17 protein-coding genes are annotated in these 17,616 nt (G+C 60.7%); 1 reads left to right on the top strand and 16 read right to left on the bottom strand.

All coding sequences use genetic code 11. From position 1 onward, the window contains the following. The 16 genes from ACYVDE_RS03055 to asnB all read right to left on the bottom strand — a co-directional run. On the bottom strand, nucleotides 1-625 hold a 625-nt coding region (locus ACYVDE_RS03055), incomplete at its 3' end, for a hypothetical protein (protein WP_460500011.1). 85 nt (nucleotides 626-710) lie between these two features. Then, nucleotides 711-1,835, bottom strand: a complete 1,125-nt coding sequence (gene gmd, locus ACYVDE_RS03050) for a GDP-mannose 4,6-dehydratase (RefSeq protein ID WP_460500010.1) — start codon at nucleotides 1,833-1,835, stop codon at nucleotides 711-713. Nucleotides 1,836-1,885: 50 nt separating this feature from the next. Beyond that, nucleotides 1,886-2,860, bottom strand: a complete 975-nt coding sequence (locus tag ACYVDE_RS03045; protein WP_460500009.1) for a glycosyltransferase family A protein — start codon at nucleotides 2,858-2,860, stop codon at nucleotides 1,886-1,888. Nucleotides 2,861-2,892: 32 nt separating this feature from the next. Further along, entirely contained in the window at nucleotides 2,893-3,684 is a 792-nt protein-coding gene (locus ACYVDE_RS03040; protein ID WP_460500008.1) for a methionyl-tRNA formyltransferase, read from the bottom strand. Nucleotides 3,685-3,703: 19 nt separating this feature from the next. Further along, complete coding sequence (locus ACYVDE_RS03035) at nucleotides 3,704-4,630, bottom strand: Rossmann-fold NAD(P)-binding domain-containing protein (RefSeq protein ID WP_460500007.1); 927 nt, start codon at nucleotides 4,628-4,630, stop codon at nucleotides 3,704-3,706. A gap of 41 nt (nucleotides 4,631-4,671) precedes the next feature. After that, a complete protein-coding gene (locus tag ACYVDE_RS03030) occupies nucleotides 4,672-5,655 on the bottom strand; it encodes a glycosyltransferase family A protein (protein WP_460500006.1) in 984 nt (327 codons plus the stop codon). 47 nt (nucleotides 5,656-5,702) lie between these two features. Next, nucleotides 5,703-6,278: an acyltransferase gene (locus ACYVDE_RS03025; RefSeq protein WP_460500005.1), complete on the bottom strand. Its 576-nt coding sequence runs from the start codon at nucleotides 6,276-6,278 to the stop codon at nucleotides 5,703-5,705. A 29-nt stretch (nucleotides 6,279-6,307) separates the two neighbouring features. Further along, nucleotides 6,308-7,240 (bottom strand): Rossmann-fold NAD(P)-binding domain-containing protein, encoded by a 933-nt coding sequence (locus ACYVDE_RS03020; RefSeq protein WP_460500004.1) that lies wholly within the window; start codon nucleotides 7,238-7,240, stop codon nucleotides 6,308-6,310. A gap of 7 nt (nucleotides 7,241-7,247) precedes the next feature. Beyond that, complete coding sequence (locus ACYVDE_RS03015) at nucleotides 7,248-8,408, bottom strand: DegT/DnrJ/EryC1/StrS family aminotransferase (protein WP_460500003.1); 1,161 nt, start codon at nucleotides 8,406-8,408, stop codon at nucleotides 7,248-7,250. Nucleotides 8,409-8,928: 520 nt separating this feature from the next. Beyond that, the gene (locus tag ACYVDE_RS03010; RefSeq protein ID WP_460500002.1) at nucleotides 8,929-9,861 is read right to left on the bottom strand and encodes a glycosyltransferase family 2 protein; all 933 of its coding nucleotides are present in this window, start codon (nucleotides 9,859-9,861) and stop codon (nucleotides 8,929-8,931) included. A gap of 10 nt (nucleotides 9,862-9,871) precedes the next feature. After that, nucleotides 9,872-10,975, bottom strand: a complete 1,104-nt coding sequence (locus ACYVDE_RS03005) for a DegT/DnrJ/EryC1/StrS family aminotransferase (RefSeq protein WP_460500001.1) — start codon at nucleotides 10,973-10,975, stop codon at nucleotides 9,872-9,874. A 9-nt stretch (nucleotides 10,976-10,984) separates the two neighbouring features. After that, a complete protein-coding gene (locus tag ACYVDE_RS03000) occupies nucleotides 10,985-11,905 on the bottom strand; it encodes a GNAT family protein (RefSeq protein ID WP_460500000.1) in 921 nt (306 codons plus the stop codon). An 8-nt stretch (nucleotides 11,906-11,913) separates the two neighbouring features. Beyond that, entirely contained in the window at nucleotides 11,914-12,336 is a 423-nt protein-coding gene (locus tag ACYVDE_RS02995; protein ID WP_460499999.1) for a sugar 3,4-ketoisomerase, read from the bottom strand. A 7-nt stretch (nucleotides 12,337-12,343) separates the two neighbouring features. Beyond that, complete coding sequence (locus tag ACYVDE_RS02990; RefSeq protein ID WP_460499998.1) at nucleotides 12,344-13,300, bottom strand: UDP-glucuronic acid decarboxylase family protein; 957 nt, start codon at nucleotides 13,298-13,300, stop codon at nucleotides 12,344-12,346. Nucleotides 13,301-13,363: 63 nt separating this feature from the next. After that, a complete protein-coding gene (locus tag ACYVDE_RS02985; protein WP_460499997.1) occupies nucleotides 13,364-14,701 on the bottom strand; it encodes a UDP-glucose dehydrogenase family protein in 1,338 nt (445 codons plus the stop codon). A gap of 45 nt (nucleotides 14,702-14,746) precedes the next feature. After that, complete coding sequence (gene asnB / locus ACYVDE_RS02980; protein WP_460499996.1) at nucleotides 14,747-16,696, bottom strand: asparagine synthetase B family protein; 1,950 nt, start codon at nucleotides 16,694-16,696, stop codon at nucleotides 14,747-14,749. Nucleotides 16,697-16,868: 172 nt separating this feature from the next. Here asnB and ACYVDE_RS02975 point away from each other — a divergent pair, with 172 nt between their 5' ends. Beyond that, the gene (locus tag ACYVDE_RS02975) at nucleotides 16,869-17,315 is read left to right on the top strand and encodes an acyl-CoA-binding protein (RefSeq protein WP_460499995.1); all 447 of its coding nucleotides are present in this window, start codon (nucleotides 16,869-16,871) and stop codon (nucleotides 17,313-17,315) included. The last annotated feature ends 301 nt before the right edge of the window (nucleotides 17,316-17,616 follow it).

Below are 17,616 nucleotides of genomic sequence, written 5' to 3'. Positions count from 1 at the left end.
GGTCGGCCACGGGCGCCAGCTCGCCGGGGGCCAGCACGTAGGTACGCCGGAAGCCCAGCGCGGCCACCGTACTCAACACGTATTCGGGCGGCTTGGGGCCGGGCAGCAGCAGCACGCAGTCGGGCTGCACTTTGCGCAGCAGTGCCAGCCGGGGCAGCACTTCCGCAATCCAATGAAAATAATTGCCCGACCAGCTATCGAAAGCCAGGCCTACCGGTCCGGCCGCCAGCTGGGCCACCGGCCGGCTGCGCAGCTGGCGGAGCATAAACAGCCCGGCCAGCTCCATCTCCATCCACGGCTGCGGCAGGCTCGGCACGAACACCCGGAGCCCTTTCAGCACCGAGCCGTGCCAGGCTACCTGCGCCTGCCGCAACCGGTACACCACCTGGCGAAAGTTGGGCTGAATTTCCGCAAAAATCTCCGCAAAGCCGTTCAGAAACACGGGCGGCACCATGTCGGCATTGTAGGGCTGCGGCAGGCGAGCCGCCGTTGGGGCCGGCGCAATTTCGATTTCTTCGGCCCGCGGGGGCGCGCTCAACGCCTGCCCGGCCCGACCCAACGTGCGGTCAACAATCTTTTTGGTGCGTTGCCACCAGGTGGGGCGCGGCAGCGGCGCGGTAGCCATAGCTAATTCGATAAGAGCCCCAACCATCCGGCTTACTGGCCGGCCGGTTGGGGCTGGAAACTATATCAACAAAATGGGGCTGACCTTATTGGTGCTGCTCGTGCTGCCACGAAACCTTGTGCCCGCCTTTCAGCAGGTAGGCTTCGCGCTTGAACAGGTCCACGTCGGCCCGCATCATGTCCTTCACCAAGGCGGGCAGGTCGTGCTTCGGCTTCCAGTTCAGCTTCTCCTTACACTTGGTGGGGTCGCCGATGAGCAGCTCCACTTCGGTCGGACGGAAGTACGCCGGGTCGACGCGGCACACGACCGTGCCGGTGGCAACCTGGTATTCGGGGTTGGCGCAGGCCACTACGCGGCCCACTTCCTCTACCCCTTCGCCATCGAAGGCCACTTCAATGCCTACTTCGGCGAAAGCCATCCGCACAAAATCGCGCACCGTGGTAGTCACGCCAGTGGCAATCACAAAATCCTCGGGCTCGTCCTGCTGCAGAATGCGCCACATGGCTTCCACGTAGTCTTTGGCGTGGCCCCAGTCGCGCTTGGCATCGAGGTTGCCCAGCGCGATATCATCGCGCATACCCATGGCAATCTGAGCTACCCCGCGGGTAATCTTGCGGGTTACGAAGGTTTCGCCGCGCAGGGGGCTTTCGTGGTTGAACAGAATGCCGTTGCAGGCAAACATGCCATACGCCTCGCGGTAGTTCACCGTAATCCAGAAGCCATACATTTTAGCCACGGCGTAAGGCGAGCGGGGGTAGAACGGCGTGGTTTCGCGCTGCGGCACTTCCTGCACCAACCCGTACAGCTCCGAGGTGCTGGCCTGGTAAATCTTGGTTTTCTTGGTGAGGCCCAGCAGACGCACGGCTTCCAGAATGCGCAGCGTGCCCACCCCGTCCACGTCAGCCACGTACTCGGGCGAGTCGAACGAAACTTTCACGTGCGACATGGCCCCGAGGTTATAAATCTCGTCGGGCTGCACCTCCTGAATAATGCGAATCAGGTTGGTCGAGTCGGTCAGGTCGCCGTAGTGGTTGGTCAGGCGCGGGTTCTTGCGGCCGTGGTCGTCGGCCATCAGGTGGTCGATGCGGTCGGTATTGAACAACGACGAGCGACGTTTGATGCCGTGCACATCGTAGCCTTTTTCGAGCAAAAACTCGGTGAGGTAAGCACCATCCTGACCCGTAATACCGGTAATGAGCGCAACTTTCATAAGAAAGAAATAAAGTGATTTAAAAAACGGAGAGAAGCCGCCCAACCGGGCTATTGGCTCAATACTTTGCTGATGGCCTGCGCCTTGTAAATGAATTCTACTTTGCGTACCGCATTCTGAGCGGCCATGAACTCATCGCACACCCGGAAGCAGGCTGCCAGATGGTCTTCGCCGGCCCGCGGCACGTAGCCGGTGCTGAATACTTCCGGGTTTTGAAACTGCGCCCAGCCCATCCGGTCGAACAGGGCCCTTTTCATGGGCCGCAGCGGGCGCTTGGCCGCTTCGATGCCGTCGCGCACGAACTGCACAGGGCTGCGGCGGGCAGGCTTCACAAAGAAATCGCGCACGCGGGCATACTCGGCTTCGCGTTTGTCGGCGGGCATGCGGTTGAAGTTTCCGTTGGGGTTGTCCATGTGCATGCTCAGCAAACCAGTGCACCACGCAATGTTGGCCTTCACGGTCGAAATCCGGTAGGTGTATTCCAAATCGACAAACACCACGCCCGTGTAAAACAGCCCGATGAGCGGCAGGGACGAGCGACGCACAATCAACGGCAGGCCAATCATCCAGAAAGGCTCTTTGTGCTCATACCAACGCATAAAATCTACGGCGGGGTCTTCCTTCACGCGGGCGTACGTCAGGTCTTCTTCCTGCGTGGTGGCGTTGTAGCCCATCACCACATCCACGTCGGGGTGCTCAAGCATGAAGTCGACGCACTGCCGAATGATGGGAAAGTTGAAGGCATCATCGTCGGTGATGTATTTCAGCACTTCGCCCCGCGCCATTACCATGCACTTGTTGAAGCCGTGCGACTCCCCTTTGTCGCGCTCGGACACAAACTGCTGAATCTGGCCCGCTTCGAACAGGCCGCGCAGGTACTCCGGCGTGCCATCGGTGCTGCCCCCGTCGGCCACCACGATTTCTTCATCGGGTTGCCGCGCCGCCACCAGCCGCCCCAACACCTGCTGCAGGTAGGGCAATTTATTGTAAGTTGTTACTAAGTAGGAAACGCGGTAATCGGGCACGGAATCGCAGTGAAAGTAAGGTGTAATAAATGTTAGGCCGGGTTGGCGGGGGCAGCCGGCTGCGCCACAACATCGTAGCGGCGGTCGCCAATCTGTATCCACGGCTGGGATATCGGCTCGAACGTGGTGGCGCGGATGAATCGCTCAATCTTTTCCTGCGGCCATTCCAGCTCTACCCGCAATCCGTTGGGCTCTTCAAATTTGAAGTACGACCCTGTGCCTTCCTGCGGCCGCCGCGGCAAGGGTTCCTGCCGGACGAAATAATCGAGCGTGCGTTCGAAGGCGACGACGCCGGCATCGACGCACCGCATGTACAGCGTACGGGCGGTATCGGTGGGCAGCACCGGCAGCCAATCTTCGAAGATGATATCGCCCGTGTCCACTCCTTCATCAATGTAATGAGTCGTTACACAGGTTTTCTTTTCGTCGTTGAGCAGAATGTGCGTCACCACGAAGCGGCCCTGGTACTGCGGCAAATGACCGTAGTGGAAATTGATGATTTCCATGCCCGGCAAATCGACCAGCGCTTTCGGGACGATGCGGTCGCAGAAGACGTTGAGGATGGTATCGATATTTCGCTCTGCAAACAGCGCAACAACTTCGGGTGCTTTCAGCGAAGGCACGTCGAGGGTTTCGAAGCCCAGCCGACGGGCCTGTTCCAATACCGACGGGTTCCAGTCGGAGCCTTCCACCCCGTCGCGGCGCAAGCCCATCACGAAATGAACATTGAAATGCTCGCGATAGCGAGCCAGCACTTCCAGGCAGCGGTAGCCCAGAATACGCCCACCCATGAAAACAATATTGCGCTTTGGTGAATCCTGCATCAGTGCGTAAATGTAAGTCTCAAATAATGTGCTGGTAATAGGCAATAGTATCTGCGATGCCCCGGTGAAATTCCGTGAAGGTGAAATCGGGAAACACTTCGCGGAAGTGCTGGTCGTTCATTACTTTCTTCAGCGCCCCGTCGGGCTTGGTGTGGTCGTAGCGTACCTCGCCGGTATAGCCCACCGCGTGGCGAATGATGTCGGCGAGCTCGCGAATGCTCAGGCCGGTATTCTGCGCCACGTTCAGCGGCTTATCGAGGCCGGCGCGAGCAGGGTCGCGGGCAATGTCGAGCATAATGCGGGCCAGGTCGGGCGCAAAAATCCATTCCCGGATAGCGGCCCCCGTGCCCCACACTCCCACTTCGGCCTGCCCGGTGCGCTGGGCAGTGAGAAAGCGCGAAATCAGGGCGTCCAGCGCGGCCGTCTGGTTAGGGTCGGGCGAGTCATGCGGGCCATACATATTGGGCACCAGCAACGACACCGTGCGAATGCCGTGGCTGATGGCGAAGCTTTCGCCGGCCGCCCACATCAGCCGCCGCGAACTGGCAAACGGCAGCACCGTGCGGTGCACCGGCCCATCCTGCCACGCCTCGTCGTAGAACATTTCGGCACTGGCCGGGTACACGCAATTGGCCAGCGGGTGCACCACTACCGCCGATGAGCCTACCCGGGCCATTGCTTCGTAGAGGGCCAGGGCCATGCGCGTATTATCGAGCAGCACAGCGGCCGCGTTTTCAGTCACGTAATTGAAGCTGCCCACGTGCGCTGCGCAATGCAGAATGACGGTGGGCTGCTCGCGCGCCAGAAAGGCCGCGGTGGCGTCCGTATCGCGCAGGTCGAGGCCGGTGCTGCGCGATGCGCCTACGTAGGACACCCCGGCCTGCTCAAGCTGGTCGACGACGTTCTTGCCCAAAAAACCGGTGTGTCCGAATACGGCTATTTTCATACATCTTGCAGGCGGGGCCGGAGCACGCCACCTGGTTTAGGTTACTTTTTGAGCGCCTTGGTAAGCTGGCGCGATTTGTAGAGAAACTCGGCCGGATGTTCGGCGTTGTAGCGGGTCATAAATTCGTCGGCAATGCGAAAAGCGGCCTCCAGCGTTGTTTCGCCGGCTACCGGCACGTAGTTGGTTGGCATAGGCACGTGCTCGTGGTACTGCGGCACTTTCAGCGTATCGAAGAGGGAGCGTTTCAGGGGGCGAATGGGCTTTTTGAGTGCTTCGAGCCAGCCCGATTTGTAGCGCACGTAGTCGGCAAAGCTGTGGCCAATGCGTTTATCGTAGTAATAGCGCATCCGGTCGGCTTCGTCCTGGCTGGTTTGCCGGCCCATTACTCGAAAATTACTCTGCGGGTTTTCAATGCGCACGCTCAGTACCTGCGAGCTCCAGGCCAGGGTCAGGTCCAGACTGGTGATGCGGTACGTAAATTCGGTGTCGACCTGCACCACGCCGGTGTTGAACAGGCCCGTGACGGCCAGCGACGAGCGTCGCACCAGCATGGGCAGGCCAATCATCCATACCGATTCCTGGTTGTCGAACCAGCGGCGAAAGTTGGCCGCCACGTCTTCGTACAGCGACAAGCTGTGCAGATTTTCCAGCGCCAGCAGGCCCGTGTAGCCCATCAGCACGTCCACGTCGGAGTGCTCGCGCATGAAGGCCGCGCCGCGCCGAATGGCCGGGTAATCGAACGCGTCGTCGTCGGTGATAATCTTGAGCACCTCACCGCGCGCCATGAACATGCACTTGTTGAAGCCGTGCGACTCACCCTTATCGCGCTCCGATACGAACTGTTGAATCTGGCCGGCTTCGAACAAGCCGCGCAGATACTCGGGGGTGCCATCGGTACTGCCCCCATCGGCCACCACAATTTCTTCGTCGGCCTGGCGCGCGGCCACCAGCCGGCCCAGCACCTGTTGCAGGTAGGGCAGCTTATTGTAGGTGGTCACCAGGTACGAAATGTGGTAATCAGACATGAGTTAGCGCGTGATAAATTAAAGAGAGTAAGTAAGTGTGCGCCTGGCTAGTAGCCCAGCCGCTTGGCGTATTCCAGCATCTTTTCGCGGGGCCGCACCTTCACCGGCTTGGCCGGAATACCCACATACACGGTCCAGGGCTCGGTGTCCTTGGTCACCAGCGAGCAAGCGCCGACTAAACTTCCTTCGGCCAGCGTCACCCCGGGCATCACGACCACGCTTGTGCCCAAGTTGGCAAAGCGCTCGAAAACAACCGGGGCGTAAGTGATTTCATCCTGAAATTCAGCCGGAATAGTAGGCCCCACCAGCCCGCCGCCCATGTGGGCATCGCTGCCGCAAATGATGCGCGAGCCAGCAGCAATACTGGAGAAATCAGCCATCTGCAGCAAGCCTTTGGCACCTCCAATCACGGTCACGTAGGGGGCAATGTGAATGTAGTCCCCGATTTCAGCCTGGGTAGTCAGGTAGAAGCCGCTATCGATAGCAACATGCTCCCCCACAGACACCAGCTGAGGACGGCGAATTTCAACGTTGGCACTGATAAACACATCCGTACCACACTGCTTCAGCAACGACTTATCGTACTGACTGCTGCCTAACACTTCGTTTTGCGGTTCTTCCATTGCCACAGATTTTAGGGGAAACGCTTCGCTTAATAAGGGAATACTGACTCGTAGTATTTCACCGTCTCAGCAATGCCTTCTTCGAAATCAGTAAATTTGAATTCCGGGAACACCTGCCGGAAGCGGGTGTCGTCCATTACTTTTTTGGGCGCGCCGTCGGGCTTGGTCGTATCCCAGGTCAGTTTGCCCTTGTAGTCGAATTTCGACTGGATGATGTCAACCAGCGCTTTCACGCTCAGGCCGTCGTTCTGGGCCACGTTCAGCGGAGCCTGCAGGCCGGGGCGGTTGGGCTGCTGAATCACTTCCCACACCATGCGGCCGAAGTCGGGGGCGTACAGCCACTCGCGGATGGCCACACCAGTGCCCCAAATGGGCAGCTCGGGCTGGTTGGTATGCTCGGCTTTCACAAATTTCGAAATCAGCGCGTTCAACGCGTGGGCCTTGTTGGGGTCGGTCGAGTCGTAGGGGCCGTACATGTTGGGCGTGAGCAGGTGAATGCTCTTCACGCCGTACTGCAGTTCGAAGCACTCGGCCGCGGCCCACAGCAGGCGGCGGCTGGTGCCGTAGCTCAGCACCGAGCGGTGCAGGTGGCCGTTCCACCACTCATCTTCGCGGAAGATGTCGGCTGCAGCCGGGTAGGCGCAGTTGGCGATGGGGTTGATAACCAGTGCCTGCGGGCAGGCATTGGCCACGCCCTCGTACATGCCCAGAATCATGCGCGAGTTGTCGGCTACCACGGTGGCAGCCTTCTCGGTCACGTAGTTCAGGCTGCCCACGTGGGCGGCGCAGTTCACCACGAAATCGGGCTGGTGCTCGGCTAGGAAGGCGGTGGCAGCAGCCGGGTCGCGCAGGTCGAGGCCGGTGCTCAGCGAAGCTTCAATCGGCTCGACGCCGTGCTGACGCAATACATTGGCCACGTTGCGGCCGGCGAAGCCACGGGCTCCAAACAATACTACTTTCATATCGGAATTACCAGCCTTGCTTGATAACATCGACCACGTAAGCGGCTTGTTCGGCGCTCAGGTCATCGTGCAGGGGAATGTGAATCTGGGTGGCGTCGAAGCGGCGCTGGTTGGTGAGTTCCATGCGGCGGCCGCCAAACAAGGTGTTGTGGTCGATGCCGTCGTGCACCACCGATGCCGCCACGCCCTTGCCGCGCACAGCGCGGATGAACTCCAGGCGGTTCTCGACGTGGAAGCCGAACAACCAGTGGGCGCTTTCGCGGTCGGGCTGGTGCACGAAGTGCGTGATGCCGGGCACGTCGCGCAGGCCGTCGCGGTACTGCTGCACGCGGGCACGGCGCTGCACCATGCGCTCGGCAAAACCGTCAAGATTGGCTAGGCCGAGGGCGGCGGCGTAGTCGCTGAGGTGGTACTTGTAGCCGACATCGACGAGGTCGTAGTCGCGCTCGCCCAGCTCGTTCACCGGCGAGTTGGCACGGTCGATGCCGAACCAGCGGCGCCGGAACACCTCGCGGGCCTTCTCGGGGTCGCGGGCGCAGAGAGCGCCGCCATCGCCGGTGGTAAGGTGCTTAATGGCTTGGAACGAGAAGCAGGTGTAGTCGGAAATTGAGCCAATGGGCTGGCCCTGGTAGGTAGCACCCGGCGCGTGGGCGGCATCCTCAATCACCACCAGGTTGTGCTTGGTGGCAATGGCCTTAATCTCGGCCATGTCGCAGGGGTAGCCGCCCCAGTGCACGGCCATGATGGCCTTGGTGCGCGGCGTGATGCGGTGCTCGATGTCGGCCGGGTCAATGTTGCCGTTGGCATACTGAATGTCGGCAAAAACCGGCTTGGCGCCTACCTGCACCACGGTCAGGGCCGAGGCGATAAACGTTTGGGGCGAGAGAATGACTTCGTCGCCGGGGCCCACGCCAGCCACTTCGAGGGCCAGGTGCAGGGCACTGGTGCCGCTGTTGAGGGCCGCCGGATGCACCATGCCCAGCTCGGCACTGAGGCGGCTTTCGAACTCCTTCACCAGCTTGCCCTCGCTAAGGAAGGTGCTGGCCAGCACGGCGCTCACGCGCTGCTGTGCCGAGGCGTTGACGAAGGTGGTGAAGAGCGGAATGGGATTGCCGCCGGGCGGCGTCGAAGCGCCGGGGGTTTGAGTAAATGCCGAAACGTCAGCCATAAGGATAGTCGAAATGCGGCCGCAAAGGTACGCCCGCCCCGGCGTTCACCCATTCATTAGCGAGCACCAAATACCTATAGCACTAACGCAGTGCTATTTACATATAACTCATCTTCCCCAATACACCATCGAAAAACGTTTTCGCACCACCTCGCGCCCACCTGCCAGGTTGCACTTATTACGGGGCAGGCTGCAACCGGAATGGCTAGCCCTGGCGGCTGCGCTGGGGGGCGAAGCAGTAGCGGGCCGCGCCGAGCTGGCCGAAAATGCTGCGTATGGTTTGGTGGCACCAGCCAATGGGGCTGGTGCCACTCGGCTACCCGCTGAAAAACCACTCACCTGTGCCCCTGAGGCAGGGGCCGCCCTGCATCAGCGAAACCATAAAGCCGCTATCGCGGCCCTGCACCAGCGCATTGCCTTCCTGCAAACGACAGTAGCATGCGCGACAAACCAAGCTGATTAGTCATTGAGTAGCTGCGCATGTCCGATGGCTGCAGAATAGCCCCTCGCTAGTAGCCGGCTACTGCTCGAATACCTCGCGCACCACGTAGAGCGGCCGCTGGCGGGCAGCGTCAAGCCCTCGCCATACATATTCGCCGATGACGCCCAGCGCAATCATTTGAAAAGCCGATACGACCAGCATCACGACCATCAGCGTAGTCCAGCCGGCCGGTTCGTCGGGATGCGTGAACTTAAGTAGTATGACATACAGGCCGTAAAGCAGCGCTACGCCGCCCAGCCCCAGCCCCAACCCGGAAATGGCTCGGATGGGCACGAAAGAGAAGGCCATCAGCGAATCGATGAAGAGCTTGACTTTCTTGCTCAGCGTCCAGCGAGAGTGGCCGATTTCGCGCTGACGGCGCGTGTACGGAATGTTAACATAGGAAAACCCCAGCCACACCATCAGGTAGAACACATTGGAGTTGCGCTCGTGTAGCTTCAGCACTTCGGTGGCTACCTGGCGGTCGAAGAACACAAAATCGAAGCCGCCGGGCGGAATATTTCGGAGCGCCAGCTTCCGCATCAGCCAATGAAAAAACTGCGCCAGCAACACGGCAAAGCCCGTTTCTTCCCGGTTCTGACGGTTGCCGATAACCAGCTTGAAACCCTGCTGCCAGTGCGCGTACATCTGGGGCAGCAGTTCGGGTGGGTCTTGCAAATCGGCCGTGATGACGGCCAGGCAGTCGCCGGTGGCGTGGGCCATGCCGGCTACAATCGCATTGTAGGAGCCCACGTTGCCTACTAAATCCACGATGCGGATTCGGCCGGGAAACTCGGCCTGCGCCCGGCGCAGCGCGCCCAGCGTGTCATCGCCCGAGCCATCGTTCACGCACACGTACTCCACCTCGACCCCGGCCGGAAACCGCGCCTCGTTGGCAACCAACTCAGCCACGGTAACGGGAATATTGGCTTCGTTGTAGTAGCAGGGAATAATGACGGAGAGCTTGGGCATAGCAGCAATATTAAGCCCGAAAGGCGCGAATGGCAGCCGCCACGGCCATTATCTGGTGCTGGCTCATGCCGGGCCACAAGGGCAGGCTCAGGCAGGTGGCAGCCAGCCGCTCGGCAATGGGAAAATGGCCGGCGGGCATGTGCAGGTGCTGGTAGGCCGGCTGGCGATGAGGCGGAATGGGATAATGGACGAGCGTACCAATGCCGCACTGCGCCAGGTGTTGCTGCAACGCATCGCGCTGCGGATGGTGCACCACGTACAGGTGGTACACGTGGCTGGCGCCGGGGGCGATATGCGGCAGGCACAGGTTCGGAATATCGGCCAAGTGCTGGTCGTACCAGGCGGCGAGCTGCCGACGCTGGGCCGTCCAGTCGGCCAGGTGCGGAAGCTTTACCCGGAGCAGGGCCGCTTGCAACTCGTCGAGGCGCGAATTGCAGCCAATTTCCTCGTTGTGGTATTTCTGCGCCGAGCCGTAGTTGCGCAATACGCGCACCCGGCGCGCTACTTCTTCGCTGGCCGTCGTAATGGCGCCGGCATCGCCAAGCGCACCCAGGTTTTTGCCCGGATAAAAGCTGGTGGCATTCGCGTGGCCAAAGCTGCCCGTGGGCTGCCCGTCGAACGTAGCGCCGTGCGCCTGGGCGTTATCCTCGACGACGTGTAGCCCGTGCTGCGTGGCCAAGGCCATTATTTCCGGCATGCGGCAGGCCTGGCCGTACAAATGCACCGGCAGAATGGCCCGGGTGCGTGGGGTGATAGCGGCCGCAATGGCCGCCGGGTCGATATTGCTGGTAGCCGGGTCGGGCTCGACAGGGACCAGCGTGGCCCCCACCTGCGTTGCGGCCAGCCAGGTGGCGATGTAGGTGTTGGAGGGCACGATGACCTCGTCGCCGGGCCCCACGTTCAGCGCACGCAGGGCCAATACCAGCGCATCGAGGCCATTGGCCACGCCTACTGCGTAGGGCATTTCGTTCCAGGCGGCGTATTCCTGCTCAAACTGCCGCAGCTCTTCACCCAGCACGTACCAGTACGAATCGTGCACGCGGGCGAAAGCGGCGGTCAGCGCGGCGCGCAATGGCGCGTGCTGGGGCTCCAACGACAGAAATGGCAGCTGCATGCGGCAAAGTTAACCGCCGTGGCACGCCAGTACGTGCGTAGTGGCACCGAGGCGAAAGCCCAGCTTCTCGGCGTTGCGCAGTACCGCGCGGTTGGTGGCCTGCGTCGTCATCAGCACGGCAGCGTGCTGCAAGTCGCGGGCCCGAAGCAGCGTAGCCGCCACTAGGCGGGCGTGCCAGCCCCGTTGGCTTTCTCCCACGGCCGTGAGCAGCACCCGCGAAAGCGGCTGGCCCAGCGCTGCCGAATCAGGCAACAAATCGCTTATGGCCAGAAAGGCATCGACCAAGGCCGGCGGCACGTCGGGAACCAACACCGCCGCGGCCAGTTGCGGGCCAGTGAGGGTATTTTCGGCGTAGCGGGCCAGGTAGGCATCGGCCTGCGCGGGCCCGTACCACGGGTCGGCATGAAACCGGTCGTACGGATTGCGGGCCGAGGCAGCCACGCGGCCTAGCTTCGCGGCCTCGGCCGGCGCCGCCAGCCGAACGGCCGGCCACGCGTGCTCAAAACTGGCCAGCTGGTCGTGGTAATAGGTCAATCGGGTTTCTACCAGCCGCCAGCCGGCGCCGGTCAGCCCTTGTAGCAGGCTGATATCTTCGGCCGGTACCTGCGCAAAACAGTAGAAGCGCCCATGACGGGCTGCCAGCTGCTGGCGCAACACCTGAGCGGCCGGCACCAGCGCGGCGCTGGTGGTCGTAGCATCAAACAACCCGGTGAATAAACGATAAACGGGTGCTTCGAACCAGTCCGAATCCCAGGCCAGCTGGCGTAGCAGCCATGTTACCTCCCCTGCCGGCAGGTATTCGGCACCACCCTGCTGCAGCCAGGCGGCGGCTAGCCCGGTTCCGAACAGGCGCTGCTGGTCTTGCTGGGCAAACTGCCGCAAAAAATAGTAGGGCGAGTAAAAAGCCAGCGCTTCCGCGCGCGCAGCCACTAGCGGGCTCAGCTCTGCGGAGTCCATTGCTGCTTAAACTCGTCGTAGTCGCGGATGTAGTCGGCTTCGTCGAAAACGCTGGAAGCCAATACTAACTGCACTGCCGTGTGTGAATGCTGAATGGTGTGCCAGGCGTTGGGCGGAATGTACAAGCCCTCGTTGGGCTGCTCCAGCCGAAAGGTCTGTAGCTCGCCCGTGGCCAGCTCGGTTACGACTGTGAGGCGGCCGGCTACGGCCACCAGCACCTGTTCGGTGCGGTGGTGCGCATGCCGGCCGCGCACAATGCTTTCGGGGGTGTAATACGTCCAAAAAACCCGCTCCACTGCAAAGGGAAGCGGGTTTTGTTGGGGGTCGGAAACCGAAATGTACCCAATATCCGGTGCGCCCAGCTTCGGGAACTGAATCAGGTGCGGAGCCGGATATTGGGCCATGTACGTTCTATTTCACGTGTTCTTTGAAATACTCCAGCGTGCGGCGCAGGCCTTCGGCGCGGTCCACCTTGGGCTCCCAGCCCAGGATTTCCTTGGCCTTGCTGATGTCGGGCCGGCGCTTCATGGGGTCGTTTTCGGGCAGCGCCTGGTAGGTGGGCTTGAACTCGACGCCAGTGAGGCGCGCGATTTCTTCGCCGAACTCCTTGATGGTGATTTCCGACGGGTTGCCGATGTTCACCGGCAGGTGGTAATCACTCAGCAGCAGGCGGTAAATGCCTTCCACGAGGTCGTCGACGTAGCAGAACGAGCGGGTCTGCGAGCCGTCACCGAACACGGTCAGGTTCTCGCCGCGCAGAGCCTGCGACAGGAATGCCGGCAGCACACGGCCGTCGTCGAGGCGCATGCGCGGGCCGTAGGTGTTGAAAATGCGAATGATGCGCGTTTCCAGGCCGTGGTGGTTGTGGTAGGCCATCGTGATGGCCTCCTGGAAGCGCTTGGCTTCGTCGTAGCAGCCGCGCGGGCCCACGGGGTTCACGTTGCCAAAGTACTCCTCCACCTGCGGGTGAATTTCGGGGTCGCCGTACACTTCCGAAGTGCTGGCAATGAGCATGCGGGCCCCTTTCACGCGGGCCAGGCCCAGCAGGTTGTGCGTGCCGAGCGAGCCCACCTTCAGGGTCTGAATCGGAATTTTGAGGTAGTCAATCGGCGAGGCCGGCGAGGCGAAGTGCAGGATGTAGTCGAGTTTGCCGGGCACGAACACAAACTTGCTCACGTCGGCCTGGTGAAACTCAAAGTCGGGCCGGCCAAACAGGTGCTCAATGTTCTGGAGCGAACCCGTAATCAGGTTGTCCATCGCAATCACGTGGTAGCCCTCTTTCAGAAACCGGTCGCAGAGGTGCGAGCCCAGAAAACCGGCTCCGCCGGTAATGAGGACGCGTTTTTTATCGTCGGAAGTATTGGTCATAATGCTTTATTAGAATGTCATGCTGAGCTAATCGAAGCATGACCGCCTTTATTAATTCAAAAATTAAGCGGGCTCCTGGTGGTCGGTTTTGATGCCGATGCAGTGGTAGGCGAAGCCCAGCTCGTTCAGTTCCTTGGCGTCGTAGATGTTGCGACCGTCGAAAATGACTTTCTGCTTCATCAGGCGGCTCACCACGGCGAAGTTGGGCACCCGGAATTCGGGCCATTCCGTCACTACGAGCAAGGCGTCGGCGTCAATCAGGGCGTCGAACTCGTCTTTGGCGTAGGTGATGGTGCTGCCCAGCGTGTGCTCGGCTTCCTTCATGGCCACGGGGTCGTAGGCCGTCACGGTGCAGCCGGCGGCCAGCAGCTTCTCGATGATAACCAGTGAGGGCGCCTCGCGCATGTCGTCGGTTTTCGGCTTGAACGACAGGCCCCAGAGGGCGACTTTCAGGCCTTTCAGGTTGCCGCCGAAGTGCTTGCTCACCTTGTTGAAAAGCACCGACTTCTGGTCGTCGTTCACGCTCTCCACCGCCTTCAGCACCTGCATGTTGTAGCCGTTTTCCTGGGCGGTTTTGATGAGGGCCTTCACGTCTTTTGGGAAGCAGGAGCCGCCGTAGCCAATGCCGGGGTAAATGAACTTGGTGCCGATGCGGGCATCGGAGCCAATGCCGCGGCGCACCATGTTCACATCGGCCCCCATGATTTCACACAGGTTGGCGATGTCGTTCATGAAGCTGATTTTGGTGGCCAGCATGGAGTTGGCCGCATATTTCGTCATTTCGGCCGACGGGATATCCATGAAGATAATCGGGTGGCCGTTCAGCAGGAAGGGCTTGTAGAGTTTGGTCATCACCTCCTCGGCACGCTCCGACGAAATGCCCACCACAATGCGGTCGGGCTTGAGGAAGTCGTCGATGGCGGCACCTTCCTTCAGGAATTCGGGGTTCGAAGCCACGTCGAAGTCAATGGTTTCGCCGCGCTTAGCTAGGGCTTTTTCAATCTCGGCGCGCACCTTGGCGGCCGTGCCCACGGGCACGGTGCTCTTGGTCACAATCACGCCGTAGCTGCTCATGTGCTCGCCAATGCCGCGGGCCACGGCCAGCACGTATTTCAGGTCGGCCGAGCCGTCTTCGCCGGGAGGCGTGCCCACCGCGATAAAGGCCACGTCGCAGCCCTTAATGGCTTCGCCCAGGTTGGTAGAGAAGTGCAGGCGGCCTTTCTCCACGTTGCGGGTCACCATTTCTTCGAGGCCGGGCTCGTAAATCGGCAAAATGCCTTTGTGCAGATTGTCAATCTTTTTCTGGTCGATGTCGATGCACGTGACGTCGATGCCTACTTCGGCGAAGCACGTACCCGTTACCAGACCGACGTAGCCGGTGCCTACTACTGCGATTTTCATGCGAATGGAATTGCGAAAGAATAATTCTGAAAGGAAACCAACTGCCTAGCGCGCCAGCCCGGAATCAGCTTTGATGTTGGGCCGGGCCTCGCCGGCCATATACTGCTTCCACCAGGTCTGGAACACGATGAGGCCCCAGATGCGGGCGTGCACGTCGCCGGGGCTGCGCGAAAACAATTGGGTTTTGAGCGCCCGAATGGCATCAACGTCGAAAATACCCTGGGCTTCGATGAACTCATCGCGCAGCAGGTCGTTTTCGATGAGGCTGCGCAGTTCGCCGCGCATCCACTTCAGCAGCGGCACTTCGAAGCCGTGCTTGGGGCGGTCGTAGAGCTCGGCGGGCAGCTCGGAGCGGAAGGCGTCCTGCACGATGCGCTTTTTCATGGTGGCATCGACCTTGCTGCTCACGGGCAGCGAGAAGGCGAAATTCACCACCTTGTAGTCGAGGAAAGGCGTGCGCACTTCCAGCGAGTTGGCCATGCTCATCAAATCGACCTTGGTGAGCATGTCGTAGGGCAGCACCAGCTTCATATCCGTGAGCAGCACCTCATTGAGGTCGCCGTCGGAATGCAGGTTTTCCAGAATGTCCTTGCGGCGCTTGGCGGCGGCTTTCTTGCCCACCTTACGGCGGCTTTCGGCGCTAAGCAGGCTGCTGGCATCGGCGGCCGAGGCGAAGCTGGCCCAGTCCCAGTACCGGTCTTTCACGCCGGCCGTCATGCCGCGCGAGAAGCGCTGGAGCTGGCGGATGCGGTTGCCGAAGAAGCCGTTGCGCGACTTGGGCAGCGCGTCCCACACGAAGCCCAGGGCCGTTACGGCCTCGGCCGCCACGCCGCCCTGGCGCACCTTAAACTCGCCCATGTGCTTGTTGTAGCCGCCAAACATCTCGTCGGCGCCGTCGCCGCTCAGGGCCACGGTTACTTTCTGACGGGTGCGCTGGCTGAGGATGTACACGGCCAGGGCCGAGGAGTCGGCAAACGGCTCATCCAAGTAATCCAGCATGCTGTGGATGTGCTCGTAGAGGTCGTCGTTCGTCAGCGAGAAAACCGTGTGGTTGGTCTTGTGGCGCTCGGCCACGAGGTTGGCGTACTTGGTCTCGTCGAAGAAGGGCTCGTCTTTGAAACCGATGCTGAACGTGTTGAGGTGCGGGGTGTGGCGGGCCGCCAACGCCGTTATGACGCTGGAGTCGATGCCGCCGCTGAGGAAGGCGCCGAGCGGCACGTCGGCCACGAGGCGGCGCTGCACGGCCCCATCCATCAGCTCGACCAGCTTTTTCTGCTGCTGCTCGTAGCTGAGCTTGTTTTTGGCGACCTTCTTGGGGTCGTAGGGAATCTTGTACCAAGCTTTGCCCACCACCTTGTTATCCTTGATATACAGGTAGTGGCCGGGCAACAGCTTCTTCACGCCCTTGAAAATGCTGGCCGGGCCGGGAATGTAGTTGAGCTGCAGGTACTGGCTCAGGGCCACGAAATCGAGCTTGCGGGGCACGCCCAGGGCCATCATCGACTTCATTTCCGAAGCGAAAAACAGCTTGTCTTCGTCGCGGTAAATCAGCAGGGGCTTTACGCCGAAACGGTCGCGGGCGATGAGCAGGGAGTTTTCTTCCTTGTCGTAAATCGCGAAGCCGAAAAAGCCGTTGAGCTTCTTGATAAAGCCGCGGCCTTCGGTGATATAGAGCTGAAGAATAACCTCCGTATCGGTTTGCGAATGAAACTTACAGCCGCGCTTGATGAGCTTCTCGCGCAGCTCGCGGTAGTTGAAGATTTCGCCGTTGAACACGATGGTGTAGCGGCCCGACTCGTCGGTCATCGGCTGGTTGCCGTCGGCCGAGAGGTCGAGGATGGCAAGGCGGCGGAAACCCAGCCCGCACTGGTCGTACACGTAGTGGCCCTCCGAATCAGGACCGCGGCGAATGATGGCGTCGGTCGACGCCTGCAGGTTGGCCAGCGACTGGCGACCCGTTTCGGTAAAGGCAAATACTCCGGTTATTCCACACATAGTCGCGGGCAAAAGTACGACCCCGCAACCTAAAGGTCCGCAGCGGGGTATTGTCTGAACCGCGGATTTATCGGATTCGTCGGATTAATCGGATTTCGGGGACGATTTTCCGGTTGAGTGCCCGGCCTGCCCGGCATCTGCTCCCGTACTTTTCTTTTCAAGCCCAATTCCCATGGACCTCAACGCACAATTTCAGGCCGCGGCCGATAAAGTAAACAACCTGCCCGGCGACCAGGCCGCCAAGCACATGACCGAACTCTACGGCCTCTACAAGCAGGCCACTGAGGGTGACGTGAACATGCAGCCCGGCGAAGTCGACCCCAATGCCGCCGACAAAGCCAGCGGCCCCAGCGGCCTCTCGCAGGCCCAGTGGGACTCGTGGAACCAGTTCAAGGGCGTGTCGGAAGAAGAAGCCAAGCGCCGCTACGTGGCCAAAACCAACGAAATCACCGGCGCCACCGGCACCGATACCAATGGCGGCGCGGCCGAAGCCGGCGCAGTGCCCACCGACGGCCTTACCGGCGCGCCCACCTCGGGCGACCACGGCGGGTTGAAAGGCGACATCAAAGCCGGCGCGCCTTACGGCGGCGAGGATAAGCTGAAGGGCCAGCAGGCGTAGCGCTTTGCTATCAATAGCTTAGTCAGTACCAGTAGCTTTCAGAAGCCGGTTTCCTTCGGGAGACTGGCTTTTTTGTTATTGGAAGACACAATCTTATGTCGCACAATGTGCTTGCGGGTGGGTTTAGAGGCGGTATCATTGCGGCCCGGCCAATGGGCCACTCCTCCCCTACTCCATTATTGTGTCGATGAACCGTCGTCTTTTTCTGAACCAGGGCACCCGTGTGGCCCTCACGGCCGCCCTGCTGCCCGCCGTGGCCTGCCAAACCACTCCCGACAAGGCCGCCGCGGATGCGCCGGCC

This window comes from Hymenobacter agri (genome assembly GCF_054778495.1).
The sequence above is the reverse complement of the archived record's forward strand: the minus strand, read 5'-3'. Positions and strand labels throughout refer to the sequence as shown.